This window comes from Streptomyces johnsoniae, assembly GCF_031845565.1.
GTDB classification, from domain to species: domain Bacteria; phylum Actinomycetota; class Actinomycetes; order Streptomycetales; family Streptomycetaceae; genus Streptomyces; species Streptomyces johnsoniae.
This window is the reverse complement of the sequence record NZ_JAVREV010000002.1, coordinates 562,312-579,375: the sequence shown is the minus strand read 5'-3', so window position 1 is coordinate 579,375 and position 17,064 is coordinate 562,312. Positions and strand designations below refer to the sequence as shown.

General features: G+C 72.3%; 18 protein-coding genes. 9 read left to right on the top strand and 9 right to left on the bottom strand.

Features of this window, described 5'->3' with window-relative positions; all coding sequences use genetic code 11:
* Positions 1-18 precede the first annotated feature (18 nt).
* Genes RM779_RS05830 through ccsB form a run of 4 tightly spaced genes read left to right on the top strand, consistent with a single transcriptional unit; the run spans position 19 to position 4,259 of the window.
* Positions 19-609, top strand: coding sequence for a TlpA family protein disulfide reductase (locus tag RM779_RS05830; RefSeq protein WP_311616441.1), 591 nt, complete (start codon positions 19-21; stop codon positions 607-609).
* Between the two features lie 7 nt (positions 610-616).
* Complete coding sequence (locus RM779_RS05825; protein ID WP_311616440.1) at positions 617-1,360, top strand: cytochrome c biogenesis CcdA family protein; 744 nt, start codon at positions 617-619, stop codon at positions 1,358-1,360.
* 5 nt (positions 1,361-1,365) lie between these two features.
* On the top strand, positions 1,366-3,165 hold the full coding sequence (gene resB / locus RM779_RS05820; RefSeq protein ID WP_311616439.1) for a cytochrome c biogenesis protein ResB: 1,800 nt from the start codon (positions 1,366-1,368) through the stop codon (positions 3,163-3,165).
* Positions 3,162-4,259: a c-type cytochrome biogenesis protein CcsB gene (gene ccsB / locus RM779_RS05815; protein WP_311616438.1), complete on the top strand. Its 1,098-nt coding sequence runs from the start codon at positions 3,162-3,164 to the stop codon at positions 4,257-4,259. The genes resB and ccsB overlap by 4 nt, the downstream gene beginning before the upstream one ends.
* Before the next feature lie 124 nt (positions 4,260-4,383).
* Here ccsB and RM779_RS05810 read toward each other — a convergent pair whose 3' ends face one another.
* On the bottom strand, positions 4,384-4,794 hold the full coding sequence (locus RM779_RS05810) for a PLD nuclease N-terminal domain-containing protein (protein ID WP_311616437.1): 411 nt from the start codon (positions 4,792-4,794) through the stop codon (positions 4,384-4,386).
* An 87-nt stretch (positions 4,795-4,881) separates the two neighbouring features.
* On the opposite strand from RM779_RS05810, the gene RM779_RS05805 reads away from it, so the two are divergent.
* Positions 4,882-6,333, top strand: a complete 1,452-nt coding sequence (locus RM779_RS05805) for a menaquinone biosynthesis decarboxylase (protein ID WP_311616436.1) — start codon at positions 4,882-4,884, stop codon at positions 6,331-6,333.
* On the top strand, positions 6,330-7,274 hold the full coding sequence (mqnP, locus tag RM779_RS05800; protein WP_311616435.1) for a menaquinone biosynthesis prenyltransferase MqnP: 945 nt from the start codon (positions 6,330-6,332) through the stop codon (positions 7,272-7,274). Before RM779_RS05805 ends, mqnP begins: the two co-directional genes overlap by 4 nt.
* Before the next feature lie 40 nt (positions 7,275-7,314).
* Here the strand turns inward: mqnP and RM779_RS05795 are convergent, their stop codons facing one another.
* The 6 genes from RM779_RS05795 to RM779_RS05770 form a co-directional block, all read right to left on the bottom strand.
* Positions 7,315-7,533, bottom strand: coding sequence for a DUF397 domain-containing protein (locus RM779_RS05795; protein WP_311616432.1), 219 nt, complete (start codon positions 7,531-7,533; stop codon positions 7,315-7,317).
* 59 nt (positions 7,534-7,592) lie between these two features.
* The gene (locus RM779_RS05790) at positions 7,593-9,845 is read right to left on the bottom strand and encodes a sulfatase-like hydrolase/transferase (RefSeq protein ID WP_394813231.1); all 2,253 of its coding nucleotides are present in this window, start codon (positions 9,843-9,845) and stop codon (positions 7,593-7,595) included.
* A 258-nt stretch (positions 9,846-10,103) separates the two neighbouring features.
* Positions 10,104-11,174: a PQQ-dependent sugar dehydrogenase gene (locus RM779_RS05785; protein WP_311616429.1), complete on the bottom strand. Its 1,071-nt coding sequence runs from the start codon at positions 11,172-11,174 to the stop codon at positions 10,104-10,106.
* A gap of 25 nt (positions 11,175-11,199) precedes the next feature.
* Positions 11,200-11,508: a hypothetical protein gene (locus RM779_RS05780; protein ID WP_077060651.1), complete on the bottom strand. Its 309-nt coding sequence runs from the start codon at positions 11,506-11,508 to the stop codon at positions 11,200-11,202.
* A gap of 117 nt (positions 11,509-11,625) precedes the next feature.
* Positions 11,626-12,870 carry an RNA polymerase sigma factor gene (locus RM779_RS05775; RefSeq protein WP_311616427.1) on the bottom strand — a complete coding sequence of 415 codons (1,245 nt, stop codon included), beginning with the start codon at positions 12,868-12,870 and terminating at the stop codon, positions 11,626-11,628.
* Complete coding sequence (locus RM779_RS05770; protein ID WP_311616425.1) at positions 12,867-13,280, bottom strand: YciI family protein; 414 nt, start codon at positions 13,278-13,280, stop codon at positions 12,867-12,869. Before RM779_RS05770 ends, RM779_RS05775 begins: the two co-directional genes overlap by 4 nt.
* A gap of 244 nt (positions 13,281-13,524) precedes the next feature.
* On the opposite strand from RM779_RS05770, the gene RM779_RS05765 reads away from it, so the two are divergent.
* Together RM779_RS05765 and RM779_RS05760 are read left to right on the top strand one after the other, a co-directional pair.
* Positions 13,525-14,505 carry a bifunctional lytic transglycosylase/C40 family peptidase gene (locus tag RM779_RS05765; RefSeq protein ID WP_311616423.1) on the top strand — a complete coding sequence of 327 codons (981 nt, stop codon included), beginning with the start codon at positions 13,525-13,527 and terminating at the stop codon, positions 14,503-14,505.
* Between the two features lie 208 nt (positions 14,506-14,713).
* Positions 14,714-15,454 carry a phosphatase PAP2 family protein gene (locus RM779_RS05760; RefSeq protein WP_311616421.1) on the top strand — a complete coding sequence of 247 codons (741 nt, stop codon included), beginning with the start codon at positions 14,714-14,716 and terminating at the stop codon, positions 15,452-15,454.
* Positions 15,455-15,459: 5 nt separating this feature from the next.
* Here RM779_RS05760 and RM779_RS05755 read toward each other — a convergent pair whose 3' ends face one another.
* Entirely contained in the window at positions 15,460-15,633 is a 174-nt protein-coding gene (locus tag RM779_RS05755; RefSeq protein WP_311616419.1) for a hypothetical protein, read from the bottom strand.
* Positions 15,634-15,699: 66 nt separating this feature from the next.
* Between RM779_RS05755 and RM779_RS05750 the strand changes: the two genes are divergently transcribed.
* Positions 15,700-16,518 carry a hypothetical protein gene (locus tag RM779_RS05750; protein ID WP_311616417.1) on the top strand — a complete coding sequence of 273 codons (819 nt, stop codon included), beginning with the start codon at positions 15,700-15,702 and terminating at the stop codon, positions 16,516-16,518.
* A 29-nt stretch (positions 16,519-16,547) separates the two neighbouring features.
* Here the strand turns inward: RM779_RS05750 and RM779_RS05745 are convergent, their stop codons facing one another.
* On the bottom strand, positions 16,548-16,880 hold the full coding sequence (locus RM779_RS05745; RefSeq protein ID WP_311616414.1) for a metal-sensitive transcriptional regulator: 333 nt from the start codon (positions 16,878-16,880) through the stop codon (positions 16,548-16,550).
* Positions 16,881-17,064: the final 184 nt, after the last annotated feature.

The window sequence follows — 17,064 nt, the reverse complement described above, 5'->3', positions numbered from 1 at the left end:
GCATGGGAAACTTTTCACATGATCCAGTTCCGGGCTGTCAAGGTGGCCCTGGCCGGGGCGGTGACCGGGGTGCTGACGCTCACGGCCTGCACCGGTGACGGGGCCGGGCCCTCGGGCGGCGACACCAACATCGTCCAGGGCACGGGTGAGATCACGCACGTGCCCCCCGAGGAGCGGCAGGACGTTCCCGATCTGAGCGGTGAGACCGTCGACGGGGACCAACTGGCCCTGTCCGACTACCGGGGCCAGGTCGTCGTGCTGAACGTCTGGGGCTCGTGGTGCGCGCCGTGCATCGCGGAGGCCGACGACCTGGTGCGGGTGGCCGAGGCCACGGCGGACCAGGGCGTGCAGTTCGTCGGGATCAACGCCCGCGACCCCTCCAGGGCCAACGCGGTGGCCTTCGAGGACAACCACGGAGTGACCTACCCCAGCCTCTACGACCCGGACGGCAGGCTGCTGCTGGAGTTCCCCCGCGGCAGCCTCAATCCGCAGACCATCCCCTCCACGCTCATCATCGACCCGGAGGGCCGCATCGCCGCCAGGGCCCTGACCGCGCTCAGCGAGGAGGCGCTCACCGAGGCGCTCGCCCCGGTGCTGGCGGAGGGGTGACCCGGGTGTGAACGGCAACGAGACGATCCTCAGCGGCGCGCTGCTCCTCGCGCTGCCCGTGGCCCTCTTCGGCGGCCTCGTGTCGTTCTTCTCCCCGTGCGTGCTGCCGCTGGTGCCCGGATACCTCAGCTATGTCACCGGCGTGGGCGGCGCCGACCTCAAGGAGGCGCGGCGCGGCCGGATGTTCACCGGGGCGCTGCTGTTCGTGCTCGGCTTCTCCGCCGTCTTCATCTCCATGGGCGCCCTTTTCGGGAACGTCGGCAACGAGCTGCTGGAGCACCAGAAGGGCCTCACCCAGATCGCCGGGGTGCTCACGATCGTCCTCGGCCTGCTGTTCACCGGCCTGGTGCCGCGGCTGGCGCGGCGGGAGTTCCGCTTCCACATCAAACCGGCGATCGGGCTCGCCGGGGCGCCGATGCTCGGGCTCGTCTTCGGCATCGGCTGGACGCCGTGCATCGGGCCGACGCTGGCCGCCGTGCAGACCCTGGCGTTCACGGAGGCCACCGCGGGCCGCGGCGCGCTGCTCTCGCTGGCCTACTGCCTCGGCCTCGGGCTGCCGTTCATCGTGGCCGCGCTCGCCTTCCGGCGGACCCTCGGCACGTTCGGCTGGGTCAAGCGGCACTATGTGTGGGTGATGCGCCTGGGTGGCGGGATGCTCGTCGTCACCGGGCTGCTGCTCGTCACCGGAATCTGGGGGGATCTCGTCTACGAGATGCAGGTGTGGTCCGCCAACTTCCAAGTTTGGATCTGACAGCGATGAGCGACGACGACCGACAGGCCGGCCCCCGGACCGGGCCGGCCACCGCCACCGCCGGGCAGGCGGCCGACGAGGCCGACGCGGCGGCCGGCCTGTCCACCGCGCCCGTCGAGGGCGCCGAGGAGCCGGCCGCGGGCGGCGGCTCGTTCGGTGGCGCCCGCGAGCCGGGGGCCCGCGGCGCGGCGGCCTGGTTCGGCCGCGAACTCACCGGCTGGGCGCGGTGGTTCTGGCGGCAGCTGACGTCGATGCGCGTCGCGCTGATCCTGCTGTTCCTGCTGGCCCTCGCCTCGATCCCCGGCTCGCTGATCCCGCAGGACGACGTCGACTCGCTGCTCGCCGACGACTTCCGCGCGAACAACCCCGGCCTCTCCGACGTCTACGAGCGGCTCCAGCTGTTCGACGTCTACTCGTCCGTGTGGTTCTCCGCCATCTACCTGCTGCTGTTCATCTCGCTGATCGGCTGCATCGTCCCGCGCACCTGGCAGTTCGTCGGGCAGTTGCGCGGCAGGCCGCCGCGCGCGCCGCGGCGGCTGACCCGCATGCCCGCCTACACGACGTGGCGCACCGACACCGCGCCGGAGGACGTCGTCGGGGCGGCGGGGAAGCTGCTGAAGCGCAAGCGGTTCCGTACCGACCGCGGGGAGGACGCCGCGGGCGCCGTCCACGTGGCCGCGGAGAAGGGCTACCTGCGCGAGGCGGGGAACCTGGCCTTCCACCTGGCGCTGATCGTCATGCTGGTCGCGTTCGCCGTCGGGCGGCTCTACTACTCGGAGGGCGGCAAGCTGGTCGTGCAGGACCAGGGCTTCTCCAACGTCCTGCCGCAGTACGACGACTACGAGTCCGGCACCCTCTTCGACGTGAACGACCTGGAGCCCTTCGGCTTCCGCCTCGACGCCTTCCACGCCGACTTCTCCCGCGAGCGCGTCGACCTGGGCACGCCCACCGAGTTCCGCGCCGACATCACCTACTGGGACGCGGAGGGCAACGAGACGCCCGCCGAGGTCGAGGTCAACGACCCGCTGCACGTCGGCGATTCCCGGGTACGGCTGCTCGGCCACGGCTACGCCCCTGTCGTCACCGTCACCGACGCCGAGGGGAACGTGGCGTTCAGCGGCCCGGTGCCGTTCATCCCGCAGGACAACGCGCTGACCTCCACCGGCGTGATCAAGGTCAGCGACTACGTGGGCCCGGACGGCGAGCGCGACCAGCTCGGCTTCCAGGGCTTCTTCAACCCCACCTACGCCATCGACGAGGTGCGCGGCCCGCACTCCACGTTCCCCGAGCCCGACCTGCCGGTGCTCACCCTCAACGCGTTCCACGGCGACCTGGGCATCAACTCCGGGCTGCCGCAGAACGTGTACCAGCTCGACACCACCAACATGGAGCAGCTGCAGGACGGCACCGGCGACCTGTTCCGCTTCGACCTGCTGCCCGGCGAGTCCATCGACCTGCCCGAGGGGCGGGGCACGCTCACCTTCGAGCGCTTCGACCAGTGGGCCAGCTTCCAGATCACCACCAAGGCCGGCAACGAGTGGGCGCTCGGCGGCGCACTGGCCGCCGTCGCGGGGCTCGCCGCGTCGCTGCTGCTCCAGCGCCGCCGGCTGTGGGTGCGCGCCAGAACGGACGCGGACGGCCGCACGGTCGTCGAGATGGCCTCGCTCGGGCGCACCGAATCCGCCAAGATCCCCGCCGAGCTGGCCGCCCTGGCCGCGGCGCTGACGCACAGCGCCCCCGTCCTGCCGGACGGCGGCCCCGATGAACCCGCCGAGTCCGCAGCCGCGGAAGGAGCACGCTCATGATTCTCGCCGCCGCAGACGAGGGCCTCGCCGATCTCAGCAATCTGCTGGTCTACTCGTCGATGGCCGTCTACGTCCTGGCGTTCCTCGCCTTCACCACCGAGTGGATCTTCGGCAGCCGCAGCAAGGTGGCCCGCACGGCCGCCGCGCTGACCGCGGAACGGGACACCGCGGAGGCCGCGGTCCCGGCACAGCGGCCGGTGGTCACCGTCCGCAAGGCGGGTGCCACCGGCGTGCTCGACCCGCCGAAGGTCGTCACCCGTTCCGCCACGCCGGCCCGCGACGCGGTGCCGGACGGCCCGGGGGCCGCGGGCGGCGACGAGCAGGGCGACATGTACGGCCGGATCGCCATCTCCCTGACGGTCCTCGCGTTCCTGATGCACCTGACCGCGGTGGTCGTCCGCGCCATCTCGGTGGAACGCGGGCCCTGGGGCAACATGTACGAGTTCTCCACCGCGTTCTCGATGGTGGTCGTCGGCGTGTTCCTGGCGCTGCTCGCCGCGCGGCGCAACGTCCGCTGGCTCGGCCTGCCGCTGGTCACCACCGTCCTGCTCGACCTCGGGCTCGCGACCACCGTGCTGTACACGGAGAGCGCGCAACTGGTGCCCGCGCTGGACTCCGTGTGGATGTGGATTCACGTGCCGCTCGCGATCCTGTGCGGCGGCCTCTTCTACGTGGGCGCGGTCGGCAGCGTGCTGTTCCTGGTGCGCGACCGGTACGAGGCGAAGATCGCCGCGGGCGGCACCCCCCGGCCGCTGACCACCTCGGTGCTGGAACGGCTGCCCTCGTCCGTCTCGCTGGACAAGTTCGCCTACCGCATCAACGCGGCGGTCTTCCCGGTGTGGACGTTCACGATCATCGCGGGCGCGATCTGGGCGGAGAGCGCGTGGGGCCGTTACTGGGGCTGGGACCCCAAGGAGGTCTGGTCGTTCATCACCTGGGTCGCGTACGCCGCCTACCTGCACGCCAGGGCCACCGCGGGCTGGAAGGGCCGCAAGGCCGCCTACCTGGCGATCGCCGGCTTCGTCGCGTTCCTGATCAACTACTACGGCGTGAACATCTTCTTCGACAGCCTGCACTCCTACGGCGGCGTCTGAGCGGCCCGCACGGCAGCGCGGTCAGGAAGGCAGCGCGGCCCGCACGGCAGCACGGTCAAGGAAGCGGAAGGCCCCCGCCGGTCGGCGGGGGCCTTCTCGCGGTCGGAAGGGGTGGTCAGCCTGGTCAGCCCTTGCCGCCGGGCGGATTGTCCTCGTCGCCGCCTTCGCCCTTCCGCAGATCCTCCTCGCGGCGGCGGAGGTCCTCCTCCCAGCTCTCCAGCAGCTCCCGCTCCTGCGCGGTCTCCGGACGCGGCGGCCCGGGCTCGTCGTTCAGCGAACGCAGGAACTCGGGATTGTCGTCGGGGGCGACCCATCCTCCGCCGCCGCGGCGGCCCACGCCGCCCCGGCCGGGCACACCGCGCTTGCGCCCCACGAAGATCCAGGCGAGCGGCCCGATGACCCAGGCCAGCACGATGAGCAGGATCCACACCAGCTTCGGCAGATGCTTGACGTCCTCATCCTTGGAGCTGATGCAGTCCACCAGGGCGTAGATGGCCAGCGCTAGCGGTACCAGAAACAGCAGCACCCTCAGCATGGTAGTCCCCCTGGACGAAGTGAGCCGGGCCGGAAGGTGAGGCCCCCTGACTAAAGCCAGGGTAATGCGTCCGCAATACTGAGCGGCATGGCATACGACGACCTCCGTGCCCTGCTGAAGGCCCTGGAGCGGGACGGCGACCTCAAACGGGTCAAGGCCGAGGTCGATCCGCACCTGGAAGTGGGGGAAATCACCGACCGCGTCAACAAGACGGGCGGTCCCGCGCTCCTCTTCGAGAACGTCAGGGGCTCGGACCTGCCGCTGGCCATGAACGTCTACGGCACCGACCGCCGCCTGCTGAAGGCGCTGGGCCTGGCCTCCTACGACGACATCGCGGAAAAGATCGGCGGCCTGCTGAAACCGGAGATGCCGCAGGGCTTCGTGGGTTTCCGCGAAGCCTTCGGAAAACTCGGCTCGGTGTCGCACGTGCCGCCGAAGAAGGTGAAGAACGCGCCGGTGCAGGAGATCGTCGTCAAGGGCGAGGACGTGGACCTCGACCGGCTGCCGGCCCTGTTCACGTGGCCCGAGGACGGCGGCTCGTTCTTCAACCTCGGGCTGACGCACACCAAGGACCCGGAGTCCGGGGTGCGCAACCTGGGCCTGTACCGGCTCCAGCGGCACGACCGGCGCACCATCGGCATGCACTGGCAGATCCACAAGGACAGCCGCAACCACTACCAGGTCGCGGCGCGGCGCGGCGAGAAGCTGCCCGTCGCCATCGCCTTCGGCTGCCCGCCCGCTGTGACCTACGCCTCGTCCGCGCCGCTGCCGGGCGATATCGACGAGTACCTGTTCGCGGGCTTCGTGCAGGGCAAGCGCGTCGAGCTGGTGGACTGCGTGACCGTGCCGCTCCAGGTCCCGGCGCACGCCGAGGTCGTGCTGGAGGGCTGGCTGGAGCCGGGCCGGATGCTGCCGGAGGGCCCGTTCGGCGACCACACGGGCTTCTACACGCCGCAGGAGGCGTTCCCCGCGCTGACGATCGACTGCGTCACGATGCGCAAGCGGCCGGTGTTCCAGTCGATCGTCGTCGGCCGCCCGCCGACCGAGGACGGGCCGCTCGGCCGCGCCACGGAACGGTTCTTCCTGCCGCTCCTCAAGATCATCATTCCGGACGTGGTGGACTACCACCTGCCGGAGGCCGGCGGTTTCCACAACTGCGCGATCCTGTCGATCGACAAGAAGTACCCCAAGCACGCGCAAAAGGTGATGTCGGCGGTCTGGGGCGCCCACATGATGTCCCTGACGAAGCTGGTCATCATCGTGGACTCCGACTGCGACGTCCACGACCTCCAGGAGGTCGCCTGGCGGGCCCTGGGGAACGTGGACTACGCCCGTGACGTGCTGCTCACCGAGGGCCCGGTCGACCACCTCGACCACGCCTCGTACCAGCAGTTCTGGGGCGGCAAGGCGGGGATCGACGCCACCGCCAAATGGCCCGAGGAGGGCTACACGCGCGACGGCGGCTGGCCGCGGGAGATCGTTTCCGATCCGGACATCGCCGAACGCGTCACCCGCCGCTGGAAGGAATACGGGCTGTGACGGCCGAGGCGTCGCCCGTCACCGGCAGCTCGGGGCAGGGAACGGGGCGCGTGCGGGCGTTCCTGCGCCTGGTGATGATCGAGCACTCCGTCTTCGCGCTGCCGTTCGCCTACATCGCCTCGCTCACCGCGATGTGGCTCGATGACGAAAGCGGCGGAGGCGAAGGGGACGACGGGGGCGTGCGGTGGCTCACGCTGCTCCTGGTGACCATCGCCATGGTGGGCCTGCGCACGTTCGCGATGGCGGCCAACCGGATCATCGACCGCGAGATCGACGCGCGCAACCCGCGCACCGCGGGCCGTGAGCTGGTCACCGGCGCCGTGTCCGTGCGGACGGCGTGGACGGGCGCGCTGATCGCGCTCGCCGTGTTCCTCGGCGCGGCCGCGCTGCTCAACCCGCTGTGTCTGGCCCTGGCGCCGCTCGCGGTCGTGCCGATGGTGGTCTACCCGTACGGCAAGCGCTTCACGGACTTCCCGCACGCGATCCTCGGCCTCGCCCAGGGCATGGGCCCCATCGGCGGCTGGCTCGCGGTGACCGGCGCCTGGTCCTGGGAGGCCGCGCTGCTCGGCCTCGCGGTGGGCCTGTGGATCGGCGGCTTCGACCTGATCTACGCCTGCCAGGACGTGGCCGCCGACCGCGCGCACGGGGTCCGTTCCGTCCCGGCGCGTTTCGGCATCGCGGGCGCGCTGTACGGCGCGCGCGCCTGCCACGTCGTCACGCTCGGCCTGCTGGTCTGGTACGCGGTCGCGACGGACGGCGGGCCGCTGCTGTGGGCGGGGCTCGCGGTGGTCGCCGCGGCGTTCGCCTACGAGCACGCGATTGTCCGTCCGGACGATCTCAGCCGCGTGAACCGGGCGTTCTTCACCGTCAACGGCTTCGTCTCCATCAGCCTGTTCGCGTTCGCGCTGCTCGACCTGGCCGTGCGCGGCCTGTCGTTCTGAGGTTCTGACTCGCTGTCGCCCGGTCGCCCGGTCGCGCTCGTCAGGGTTCGGCGAAGTGGTCGAACTCGTCGTCCCGTACGCCGAGTACGAAGACGTCCCACTTCGCCCGCGTCGTGGTGACGATCCGGTCCGGCTCGTCCGTCTGCCTGATGTGGATGAGGTCCCCGTCGCCCGCGGCCACCTCTAAGCAGTGCTCGTCGCTGCCGTCCTCGACCTCGGCCCTGACCCACTCCAGCCGATCGGCGTTGATCTGCGGCATGCCCGCCGTCCTCCCGTCCCTGGGTCCGCGACCCGCCAGCCCGTTCGAACGGCACTACGCTACTCGGCCGCGTGTGCGACCCGGAGGTGGGCGGCGGCCCACGACGTATGGTCGTAGGAGTTGTCGCCGTTCGCGTCGCGTACCACGAGCCGCAGCAGTGAAACCCCCGTCACGTCCACCTCGACGGCGCGCGGCCCGCCGGCCGCCGTCAGCGTGCCGCTCGCCCAGCGCAGCGTCCCGTCACCCCACACCTCGGCGACCGTGGCGCCCGCCGGGCTTTGGCGCGCGGAGAAGTCGTCGATGCCGACCACGGCCGTCAGGCGGGCGGCCCGGCCGCCGAGGTAGTAGACCAGCTCCGACGGCGCGTGCACGCCCAGGCCCTTGGCGTGCACGATGCCACCGAAGCTGATCGGGGTGCCGTCCCCCGCCTCCTTGCGGCCGTTGCTCGTGTCGATCTCCACCGGACCCCAGCCGTTCGCCGCCGACACCCAGTCCAGATCGGACAGATACGCGTCCGCGACCGGCGCGGGCGGCGGCGTGCGAACGGTACGGGCGCCGGTGTAGCGCACCGGCGTGCGGCCGTTCCGCGCCGCGCCCTCGGCGCGCACCTGCCACGAACCCGCGGCCGGCCGCGCGCCGGGGAAGACCCGCCAGACCGCGGTCAGCGCCGCCCCGGGCGCAAGACGGCGCGCGGCCACCGGCGACAGCGGCCGCAGCCGCCAGCCCTCGGGAACGGTCAGCCGCAGCCGGGCGTCGGTCCAGGCCGCGGCCGTCGCGTTGGTGAGGGTCACCGTCACGTCGAACGCCTCGCCAGGCAGGGCAAGACCGGGCGCGCCGACCCGGATGCCGAAGCCCTCCCGCCGGTAGTCCGCCACCCACGACTCGCGCAGCAGCGCCGTCAGTTCGGCGACCCGCGCCGGATGGGCCGCGGCGAGGTCGGTCGTCTCGCCCGGATCGGCGGCCAGATCGTACAACTCCAGCTGCCACTCCTCGTCCGGCGCCGTGCGGTCGCGGGCGGGCGCGAACCTGACGGCCTTCCAGTCCTCCCGCCGCACCGCCTCGCCAAGTCTGAGAATCCGGCCGCCGTCCTCCGCGTTGGCCCGGCGCGTCGAGCCGGGGTCGTTGCGGTACCAGTACAGGTGCCCGTGCCGCGCGGGCCGCCCGCCGCGGCCCAGCAGCCCGGCGACGGACAGGCCGTCGATGTCGCGCGGCGCGGGGGCGCCGCCCAGGTCGGCCAGCGTCGGCAGCAGATCCGTCAGCTGTGTGGGCCGTTCGCTGACCGCGCCCGCCTCGACCGTGCCCGGCTGCCACGCCAGCAGCGGAACGCGGACCCCGCCCTCGTACAGGTTGCGCTTGTAGCCGCGCAGCGGGCCGTTCAGATCGAACAGGTCCGGGTCGGTACCGCCCTCCTCGTGCGGCCCGTTGTCGCTGGTGACGAGCGTGAGGGTGCGCCGGTCGAGACCGAGGCGCCGCAGCCGGTCCAGCACCGCGCCCACCAGCGTGTCGAGGCGGGTGATCTGCGCGGCGTGGCCCTTGTCGGCCTCGCTCCAGGGCCGGTCGGCGTACTCGCCGAGATCCGGGATCTCGCTGGGCGCGTGCGGCACGTTGGGCGCCAGGAACAGCAGGAACGGCGCGTCGGCGTGCGCGCCGGCGTGCGTGTCGAGGAACGCCAGCGCGCGTTCCTCGATCAGGTCGACGGCGTACGCGCCCTCGGGCACTTCGACGCGCTCCCCGTTGTGCCACAGGTGGGTGGGAAAGTACTCGTGCGCGTGCCCGTGCGTGAGGTAGCCGAAGAACTCCTCGAAGCCACGGGCGTTGGGGTGGCTCGGCTGCGCGGCCTCCTCCGGGCCGAATCCCCACTTCCCGATGCACGCGGTGCGGTAGCCGCGGGCCCGCAGCACCTCGGCGAACGTGGTGTCGTCGTCACCGAGCGAGCCCTGCGGCCCGTTGAACGGATTCTCGCGGACCGCGGCATGCCCGCTGTGCAGGCCCGTCAGCAGCGAGCAGCGGGACGGCGCGCAGACGGCGGCGGTCGAGTACGCCTGCGTGAAGCGCAGCCCCTCGGCGGCCAGCCGGTCCAGGCGCGGGGTGCTGACCAGGCGCTGCCCGTACGCGCCGGGACCGCCCCAGCCGAGGTCGTCGGCGAGGACGACCACGAAGTTGGGCGGGCGGCCGTGGCGTTCGGCACCGCGCTCCGCGCGCTCCGCGCTGTCCGCGCCTTCCGCACGGGTGCTGGGCAGCGCGGCGGTCACACCGCCCGCGGCGGCGGTCAGGGCCGAACCGGCCAGGAACTGACGACGAGTGGCGGACAACGGGACCCCCTGGGCGGCAGGCGCGGCGATGGCGACCACCCGATCATGGGGCAGTTGTGTTGACACGGTGTGGACACCGTGTGGCACACCGGCCGCACGACCCCGCCCGAACGCCGGGCAGCCGCGCGCCCGTTCCCCGCCGCCGCCGGAAAACCCCTCGTCAGCCGCCCGCCCGGCACCGGACGGCCGCCGACGCTACGACGTGCATTCGGAAGAGGCGCGGAGCTGCCCAGGAACGACACGGCGCCGCCCCGGGCCCTAGGTGACGTCGAGCCGCACCAGGTCGTCGCCCGACAGCAGCCGCAGCTCATCGCTCCCCGCGACGGGGAAGATACCGCGCGGCTCCGTAACGTCGAGCACCTCCTGCGGGTCAGACACCAGACCGGTGCCCCCGTTCAACGGGATGCGCCACAGCTGCCCGCCGTCGGAGCCCGGCATCCACAGAGACCCGCGGGAGGCGGCCAGCCCGGCCGGTGCCTCGTCCGCGGTCTCCCACTTCTCCACCGGCTCGCCCCCGGGCACCACGGACAAGAGCCGCGTCCCGCCGTCCTCGCCCGCGTCGACGGCCCACATCCGGTCGCCGTCCCAGGCGAGGCCGCGCACGTCGGTGTAAGGGCCGGGGGAGTGAACGGTGGGCTGCTGCCTGCTCTGGTTCGGATCGATCTGGAGGATCTTCCCGGCCAGGGACGTCTCGTCGGCCGCCAGCTCCGGGTCCCCGGCGTCACCCGTGCCCGCGTACAGCTCGCCGTCCGGCCCGAACGCCAGCACCGCACCGCCACGCCCCGCATCCCCGCCGAGCGGGATCGGCTCGCGGAGCAGCGTGGAGCCACTCTGGCCCCAGGGGTCCGAGTCCTTATCGGGGTAGTACAGGTAGCTCACGATCTCGCCGCCCTCGGGCCCGGCATAGAAGGCGACGACTCTCACCTGGTTGCCGGTGGCCTGCGACGGCACCGCGAGGGCCAGCAGCTCGCCCGGCACCGTGCCGATCTCCGCCAACTCACCGTCGCCGTCCGCCCGGTGCAGCAGAACGGTGTCGCCGGAGCCGACCAGCAGATCCTCGCTGTCCGGCAGGCCCGCCACGCAGCACGCACCGGTGAGGCCCGTGGCCTCGGTGTCCGTCGCGGTGGCGGTGCCCGTCGCGGGCGCGGGGCTCGGCCCCGGCCTGGCGTCCTCGGTCGCGTCACCGCCCGGCTCCGGCACGGACGGATCTCCGGTCGGCGTGGGCCGGGCCGACGAGCTTTCCCGCTCCGCCCGGTCGGCGGCGGGGCCGATGCTGCACCCCGCGGCCAGCGCCCCGGTCACCGCGACGACCGCCACGCGGCGCCCCATGCGCCATCCCCGCATGCGCAACTGCCTAAATGGACATGCCGTAGATGATGGTGAACAGCGTGCCGAGCGACCCGATGATGAACACCCCGGTCAGACCGGCCACGATCAGCCCCTTGCCCTGCTCGGCGCTGAACGAGTCGCGCATGGCCGTCGACCCGATGCGCTGCTTGGCCGCGCCCCAGATCGCGATGCCCAGGCAGATGAGAATGGCCAGCGCCATGATCACCTGAATCATCGTCCGGGCCGAGTCGCCCACCGCACCGAACGGGCCCCAATCAGGGGCGATGCCGCCAATGATGTTGTTGATGTCATCTGGCTGTTCTTCGTCTTCCACCGAACTCACCACCCAACTGGCTGCCAACGGTGCTCACTCCGGATTGTGCCACGCCGCGCAGACAGACGAGGACCGCGAGTGAGTGCCTTTCGGGCCGTTGTCCGGCCCCGGGCCGCATCAGGTCGCGCAGCGGGCCGCCCGCAGCTGCAAGTAGCGCCGCTCCGGCACGCTCAGCGTGCGTTCGGCCGCCAGGCGGTACGCCTCCGCGGCCGCGGCCGGGCGGCCGGCCCGCTCCAGCAGGTGGCCGCGGACCGCCGCCAGCCGGTGGCCTGTGGCCAGCCGCTGATCCTCCGCCAGCCGCTCCAGCAGGTCGAGGCCCGTTTCCGGGCCGTGCACCATCGCCACCGCGACCGCCCGGTTGAGGCTCACCACCGGTCCTGGCGAAAGCTTCTCCAGCAGCTCGTAAAGCCCCAGGATCTGCGGCCAGTCGGTGTCCTCGGCACGTTCCGCCTCGCCGTGGACGGCGGCGATGGCGGCCTGCACCTGATACGGGCCGGGCCTGCGGCGCGAAAGGGCCGCGGTGACGAGACTCACGCCCTCCTCGATCGCCCGCCGGTCCCAGCGCGTCCTGTCCTGCTCGTCCAGCGGCACCAGTGCGCCGCCCGGTCCGGTCCGCGCCGCGCGGCGGGCATCCGTCAGGAGCATCAGCGCGAGCAGGCCCTCCACCTCGCCGTTCCCCGGCAGCAGGCCGTTCACCGCGCGGACCAGACGGATCGCCTCGGCGGCGAGGTCCGCCCGGCGCAGCGTGGGACCCGATGTCGCCGTGTGGCCCTCGTTGAAGACCAGGTACAGCACCTGGAGCACGCCGGTGAGGCGGTGCCCCGCCTCCTCGCCCGCCAGGCGGCCGAAGCGCGCGCCCGAGTCGGCGAGCGTCCGCTTGGCGCGGCTGATGCGCTGCGCCATCGTCGGCTCGGGCACGAGGAACGCGCGGGCGATCTCCGCGGTGGTGAGGCCGCCGACCGCGCGCAGTGTCAGTGCGACGCGGGAGCCCTGACTCAACCGCGGGTGGCAGCACAGGAACAGCAGGGTGAGGGTGTCGTCGGCCGAGGGGTACCTGGCCTCGCCGGGCGGCGGCGCGCTGAACTCGTGCCGCGGGGTGAGCGCCGCGGCCCGTTCCTCCCGGCGGCGGCGTGCCTCCTCGGCGCGCAACTGGTCGGTCAGCCGGCGGGCCGCGACGCGGATCAGCCAGCCGCGCGGGTTGTCGGGCGTGCCGTCCCGCGGCCACTGCTGCGCGGCGGCGAGCAGCGCGTCCTGAACGGCCTCCTCGGCCGCGTCGAAGTGGCCGTGCCTGCGGACGAGCGCGCCGAGGACCTGCGGCGCCAGGCGGCGCAGCAGGTCCTCGGCGGGGTGCGGGCCGCTCATGCCTCGGACGGGGTGTCCATGATCTGGCGGATGACCACGTCTGTGACGGGGGCCCCGGCGGGGGCGGGACACGCGTGGACGCGCTTGGCGATCTCGGTGACGCGGTCCAGGCTCTCGCACTCCAGGACCCAGTATCCGGCGAGGAGTTCCTTGGTCTCGCCGAACGGGCCGTCCGAGACGACCTGCGTGCCGTCCGTGCCGCCGCTGACGACGCGCGCCTGGCTGGGGGCGGACAGGCCAGCTCCGTCGAGGACTTCGCCGGACTCGGCCAGGTCGTTGTTGAGGGCCTCCATGTGCGCGAACATCGCCTGGAGGTCCTGCTCGCTCCACGCCGGGTAGCCCTCGGACGGCTTGCCGCTCATCGCGTTGTAGTCGGCCTCGCTGGCGTAGATCATGACCAGGTACTTCATTGCGCTCACTCCCGGGCGGGTCCGTCCGGCGCCCCTCTCGGGCGCCTCTCACAGGGAACGTCGGAGCGGCGGCCGCGTCCTCGACACGGTGCCGGACTTTCTCTGGAACTTTTTTGGCGAGCCCCGCGGCCGGCGCGCGCCGGTCCGTCCAGTCGCCCGCGGTCCGGTGCGCACCGTCGTGCGCGGCCCCCATGCCGTGTCATAGTGCTGATGGACGACCGTAGTTGCCGGGGAGGGCGGGCCGATGCGGCGGGTTGTGTGGGTGGCGGGCGGCGGGTTCGGCGTCCTCGGCCTCTTCGTCGCCTTCCTCGTCATCGGCGTCTACACCGCGGGGACGGCCCCGGTGACCGGCTCGGGACGCGGCGGCGGCCAGCTGGCCAGGGACACCGTGCCGCCGGAGTACGAGGAGCTGGTCCAGCACTGGGGCAACCTGTGCGAGACCCTGTCACCGGCGATACTCGCGGCGCAGCTCGGCCAGGAGAGCGGCTGGCAGACGCATGTGGAGAGCCATGCCAACGCGCAGGGCATCGCCCAGTTCATCCCGAGCACCTGGGCCACGCACGGCATCGACGCGAACGGCGACGGCGAGGCCAACGTGTGGGACCCGGGCGACGCGATCCCGTCCGCGGCCTCCTACGACTGCTCGCTCGCCGGCTACGTCGAGGACGTGCCGGGCGACCCGGTCGACAACATGCTGGCCGCCTACAACGCCGGTCCCTACGCGGTGATCCAGTACAACGGCGTGCCGCCGTACGAGGAGACGCAGAACTACGTGCGCATCATCCGCGGCGCGGAGGCGAGTTTCGCGGCCCCGCCCGAGGACACCGTGCTGCCGCCGCTCGAACAGGCGGCCACGGCCGTGCACTTCGCGCAGGAGCACCTGGGCACTCCGTACAAGTGGGGAGGTGATGGCACGCCGGAGGACGGCGGGCGGTTCGACTGCTCGGGGCTGACCAAGGCCGCCTACGCGGAGGCCGGCATCGAGCTGCCGCGCGTCGCCAACGACCAGTGGAACGCGGGCCCGCATCCCGAGCGGGACCAGCTGCTGCCCGGTGACCTGGTCTTCTTCGCGTATGATCTGGAAGATCCACGGAGCATCCACCACGTCGGCATCTATGTCGGCGGGGGGTACATGATCGACGCGCCGTACACCGGGGCGACGATCCGTTTCGACCCGATCGACTCCCCGGATTACTTCGGGGCCACGCGTCCCGTGGCAGGGTGACGTCTGCGTCACATCAGGTGAAGCCGTGCCCAATGCTTCCCCGCTGAACTGCGGTGACGCGTTGCTGTTCGATAACGCTGCGGCTGTCATTCGATGGACGTCGGCACACCAGGGGATGTTCGTGGCGTTACCTGTACCGGTACAGGGGCTCCTCCGCCTTGCCCGCCTCGGCAAGGTCCCCCACAGCATGAAGGGGCCGCAACGGCACATGGCTGGACTCGACAACATCGACAACCCCGAAGTCGACCGGGACCTCCTCTACGACATCAACGGCCTCGCCGACGGGCTCCCCGGCTGGGGCGAACGCCTCGTCACCTTCCTCGGTGAGTACGGCATTCCGGTAACGCTGGTGCTGCTCGTCGTCGCCGCGTGGGCCCTGGTGCGCCGCCGTCCCGACGCTCCGCAGGCGGTGGCGGGGGCCGCCTGGGCGGGGATCGCCGGTGCCGCCGCCTACGCGGCGAACGCGCCGATCCGCGAGTTCGTGGCCAGGCCGCGGCCCTTCGAGGACCACGAGGGGATCAACGTGCTGGTGGAGGGCAAGGGCGGGTACTCGTTCGTCAGCGACCACGCGGGCGTGGCCATGGCCATCGCGGTGGCTCTCTTCCTCGTCCACCGGCTGCTCGGGGTCGTGGCCTTCTGCCTCGCGCTGACCCAGGGCTTCGCCCGGGTGCTGGTCGGCGTGCACTACCCGACCGACATCGTCGGCGGGTTCGCGCTGGGCACCGCGGTGGCCCTGCTCCTGGCGCCGCCGGCGATGGCGGCGCTCACGCCGCTGTTCCGCGCGTGCGCGGGAACGAGACGGCTCGGCTGGGTCGCGAACCCCCGGCCGGCGGCCGCGGAGCCGCCCCCCGCGGCGGACGACGCGCCCGGCGGCGGCGAGCGGGAGCCGGAACGGGAGCCGGAGCCGGAGCAGCCCCAGGCGGCACCGCGGGGCCGGCTGGCGACCTGACGGGGTCAGCCGGGGTGGGCGATGTGGGCCGCGGCTTCGGCTCTGGCCAGGGGGCGGGAGCGGCGGGCGGGGCCCGACCAGCCGCAGCTGCACCGCGGGGCGATGAACGGTCCGCGCTCCGCGAGGACGACGTGGTGCTCCGGCGCGGCAGGCCCCTGCTGTTCACCCTGGTCGTACACCCCCCTACCGTAACGGCCGCCGTCAGGTCTCGTTAGGCGGTGCGAGGACGGACGACGGTGCTGGGGGTGTCGCAGACCATGACGGTGCGGCGGCGCGAGCGGAGAATCGGGGCGGCCCCGGGCGGGGCCGGCTGTGCCGGGCTGCTCGTGGCCCTGGCGGCGGTGGCCGGCTGCTCGGGGACGGGCGCCGCGGCGGAGGGCGATCCGCGGGCGGCCGTCCGGCAGGCGGCGGACGTGCTGGCCGAGGCGGGCACCTCGCGGGCGCGCACCGCGATGGAGATGGCGTCGGGTGGGACGCGTATCACGCTGAGTGGCCGCGGCGGGTTCGACTACGCGGCGGGCACGGGCGAGCTGCGGGTCAGCCTGCCGGAGGGCAGGCGGGTGACCGAGGTATTCGTGCCGGGGCGGCTGTTCATGAAGAACCGGGGCGCGGGCGTGCCCGCGGACAAGTGGGTGCGGGTGGACGTCACCGGGCTCCCCGACGGGAATCTGGTGACCGGCGGCGCCACCGATCCGATCGCGGCGGCCGAGCTGCTGCGCGGGGCGCGGTCCGTCACGGACCTGGGCGACATCCGGATGGACGGGGAGACGCTGCGGCACTACCGCGGGGTGACCGATATCGCGGCGGCGGCCTCGGCGGCGGCCGGGGAGTCGAGGAAGCAGCTGGCGGCGGCGGTGGGCGGTTTCGCGCGGACGGAGGTGCCGTTCGACGTCTATCTCGACGATCAGGGGCGGCTGCGGAAGGTGCGCCACGACTTCACGTTCGCCGATGGGGCGGGGCGGGGCGTGGACGTCACGTCGACCGTGGTGCTGTACGACTTCGGGGTGCCGGTGGAGGTCGTGCTGCCGGGGGCAGGTGACGTGTTCGCGGGTGCCGTCGGCTGACCGCGGGGCAGGCGCCGGCGGTGGCCCGGTCAGGTGCGCAGCAGGCGGGCGATGGCGGCGGTGGCCTCCTCGACCTTGGCGTCGATCTCGGGCCCGCCCTCCTCGGCGGCGTGGGCCACGCAGTGCCGCAGGTGCTCTTCGAGGAGCTGGAGCGCGAAGGACTGGAGCGCCTTGGTGGAGGCGGAGACCTGCGTCAGTATGTCGATGCAGTAGGTGTCCTCCTCGACCATGCGCTGGAGGCCGCGGACCTGGCCCTCGATGCGGCGCAGGCGCTTCAGGTGCGCGTCCTTGTCCTTGCTGTAGCCGTGCGGACCGCTGGGCGCACTGCCCGATTCCGGCGTTACCGTCTCAATTGTGGCCATTGATGCCCTCCTGGGACTCTTATACCCCTGATGGGTATAGCGTAACGAATGGACAATGGGGCACGCAGTATCGTGCAGCCTCCAGGCCACCTGTCTGCCTGATTGGGTTCATTTTCTATTCACTTATGACCGTCACTCACTTCACCTGATCAACCTACTTTCGGGGGCGAACGGCGACGGGAAG

Coding starts and splice junctions, on each gene's coding strand:
- resB (WP_311616439.1), top strand. CDS start 1,366: ATGAGCGACGACGACCGACAGGCCGGCCCCCGGACCGGGCCGGCCACC.
- RM779_RS05805 (WP_311616436.1), top strand. CDS start 4,882: ATGGCATACGACGACCTCCGTGCCCTGCTGAAGGCCCTGGAGCGGGAC.
- RM779_RS05810 (WP_311616437.1), bottom strand. CDS start 4,794: ATGCTGAGGGTGCTGCTGTTTCTGGTACCGCTAGCGCTGGCCATCTAC.
- RM779_RS05775 (WP_311616427.1), bottom strand. CDS start 12,870: ATGAGCGGCCCGCACCCCGCCGAGGACCTGCTGCGCCGCCTGGCGCCG.
- RM779_RS05785 (WP_311616429.1), bottom strand. CDS start 11,174: ATGGGGCGCCGCGTGGCGGTCGTCGCGGTGACCGGGGCGCTGGCCGCG.
- ccsB (WP_311616438.1), top strand. CDS start 3,162: ATGATTCTCGCCGCCGCAGACGAGGGCCTCGCCGATCTCAGCAATCTG.
- RM779_RS05745 (WP_311616414.1), bottom strand. CDS start 16,880: ATGGCCACAATTGAGACGGTAACGCCGGAATCGGGCAGTGCGCCCAGC.
- RM779_RS05760 (WP_311616421.1), top strand. CDS start 14,714: ATGGCTGGACTCGACAACATCGACAACCCCGAAGTCGACCGGGACCTC.
- RM779_RS05770 (WP_311616425.1), bottom strand. CDS start 13,280: ATGAAGTACCTGGTCATGATCTACGCCAGCGAGGCCGACTACAACGCG.
- RM779_RS05795 (WP_311616432.1), bottom strand. CDS start 7,533: ATGCCGCAGATCAACGCCGATCGGCTGGAGTGGGTCAGGGCCGAGGTC.
- RM779_RS05830 (WP_311616441.1), top strand. CDS start 19: ATGATCCAGTTCCGGGCTGTCAAGGTGGCCCTGGCCGGGGCGGTGACC.
- RM779_RS05765 (WP_311616423.1), top strand. CDS start 13,525: ATGCGGCGGGTTGTGTGGGTGGCGGGCGGCGGGTTCGGCGTCCTCGGC.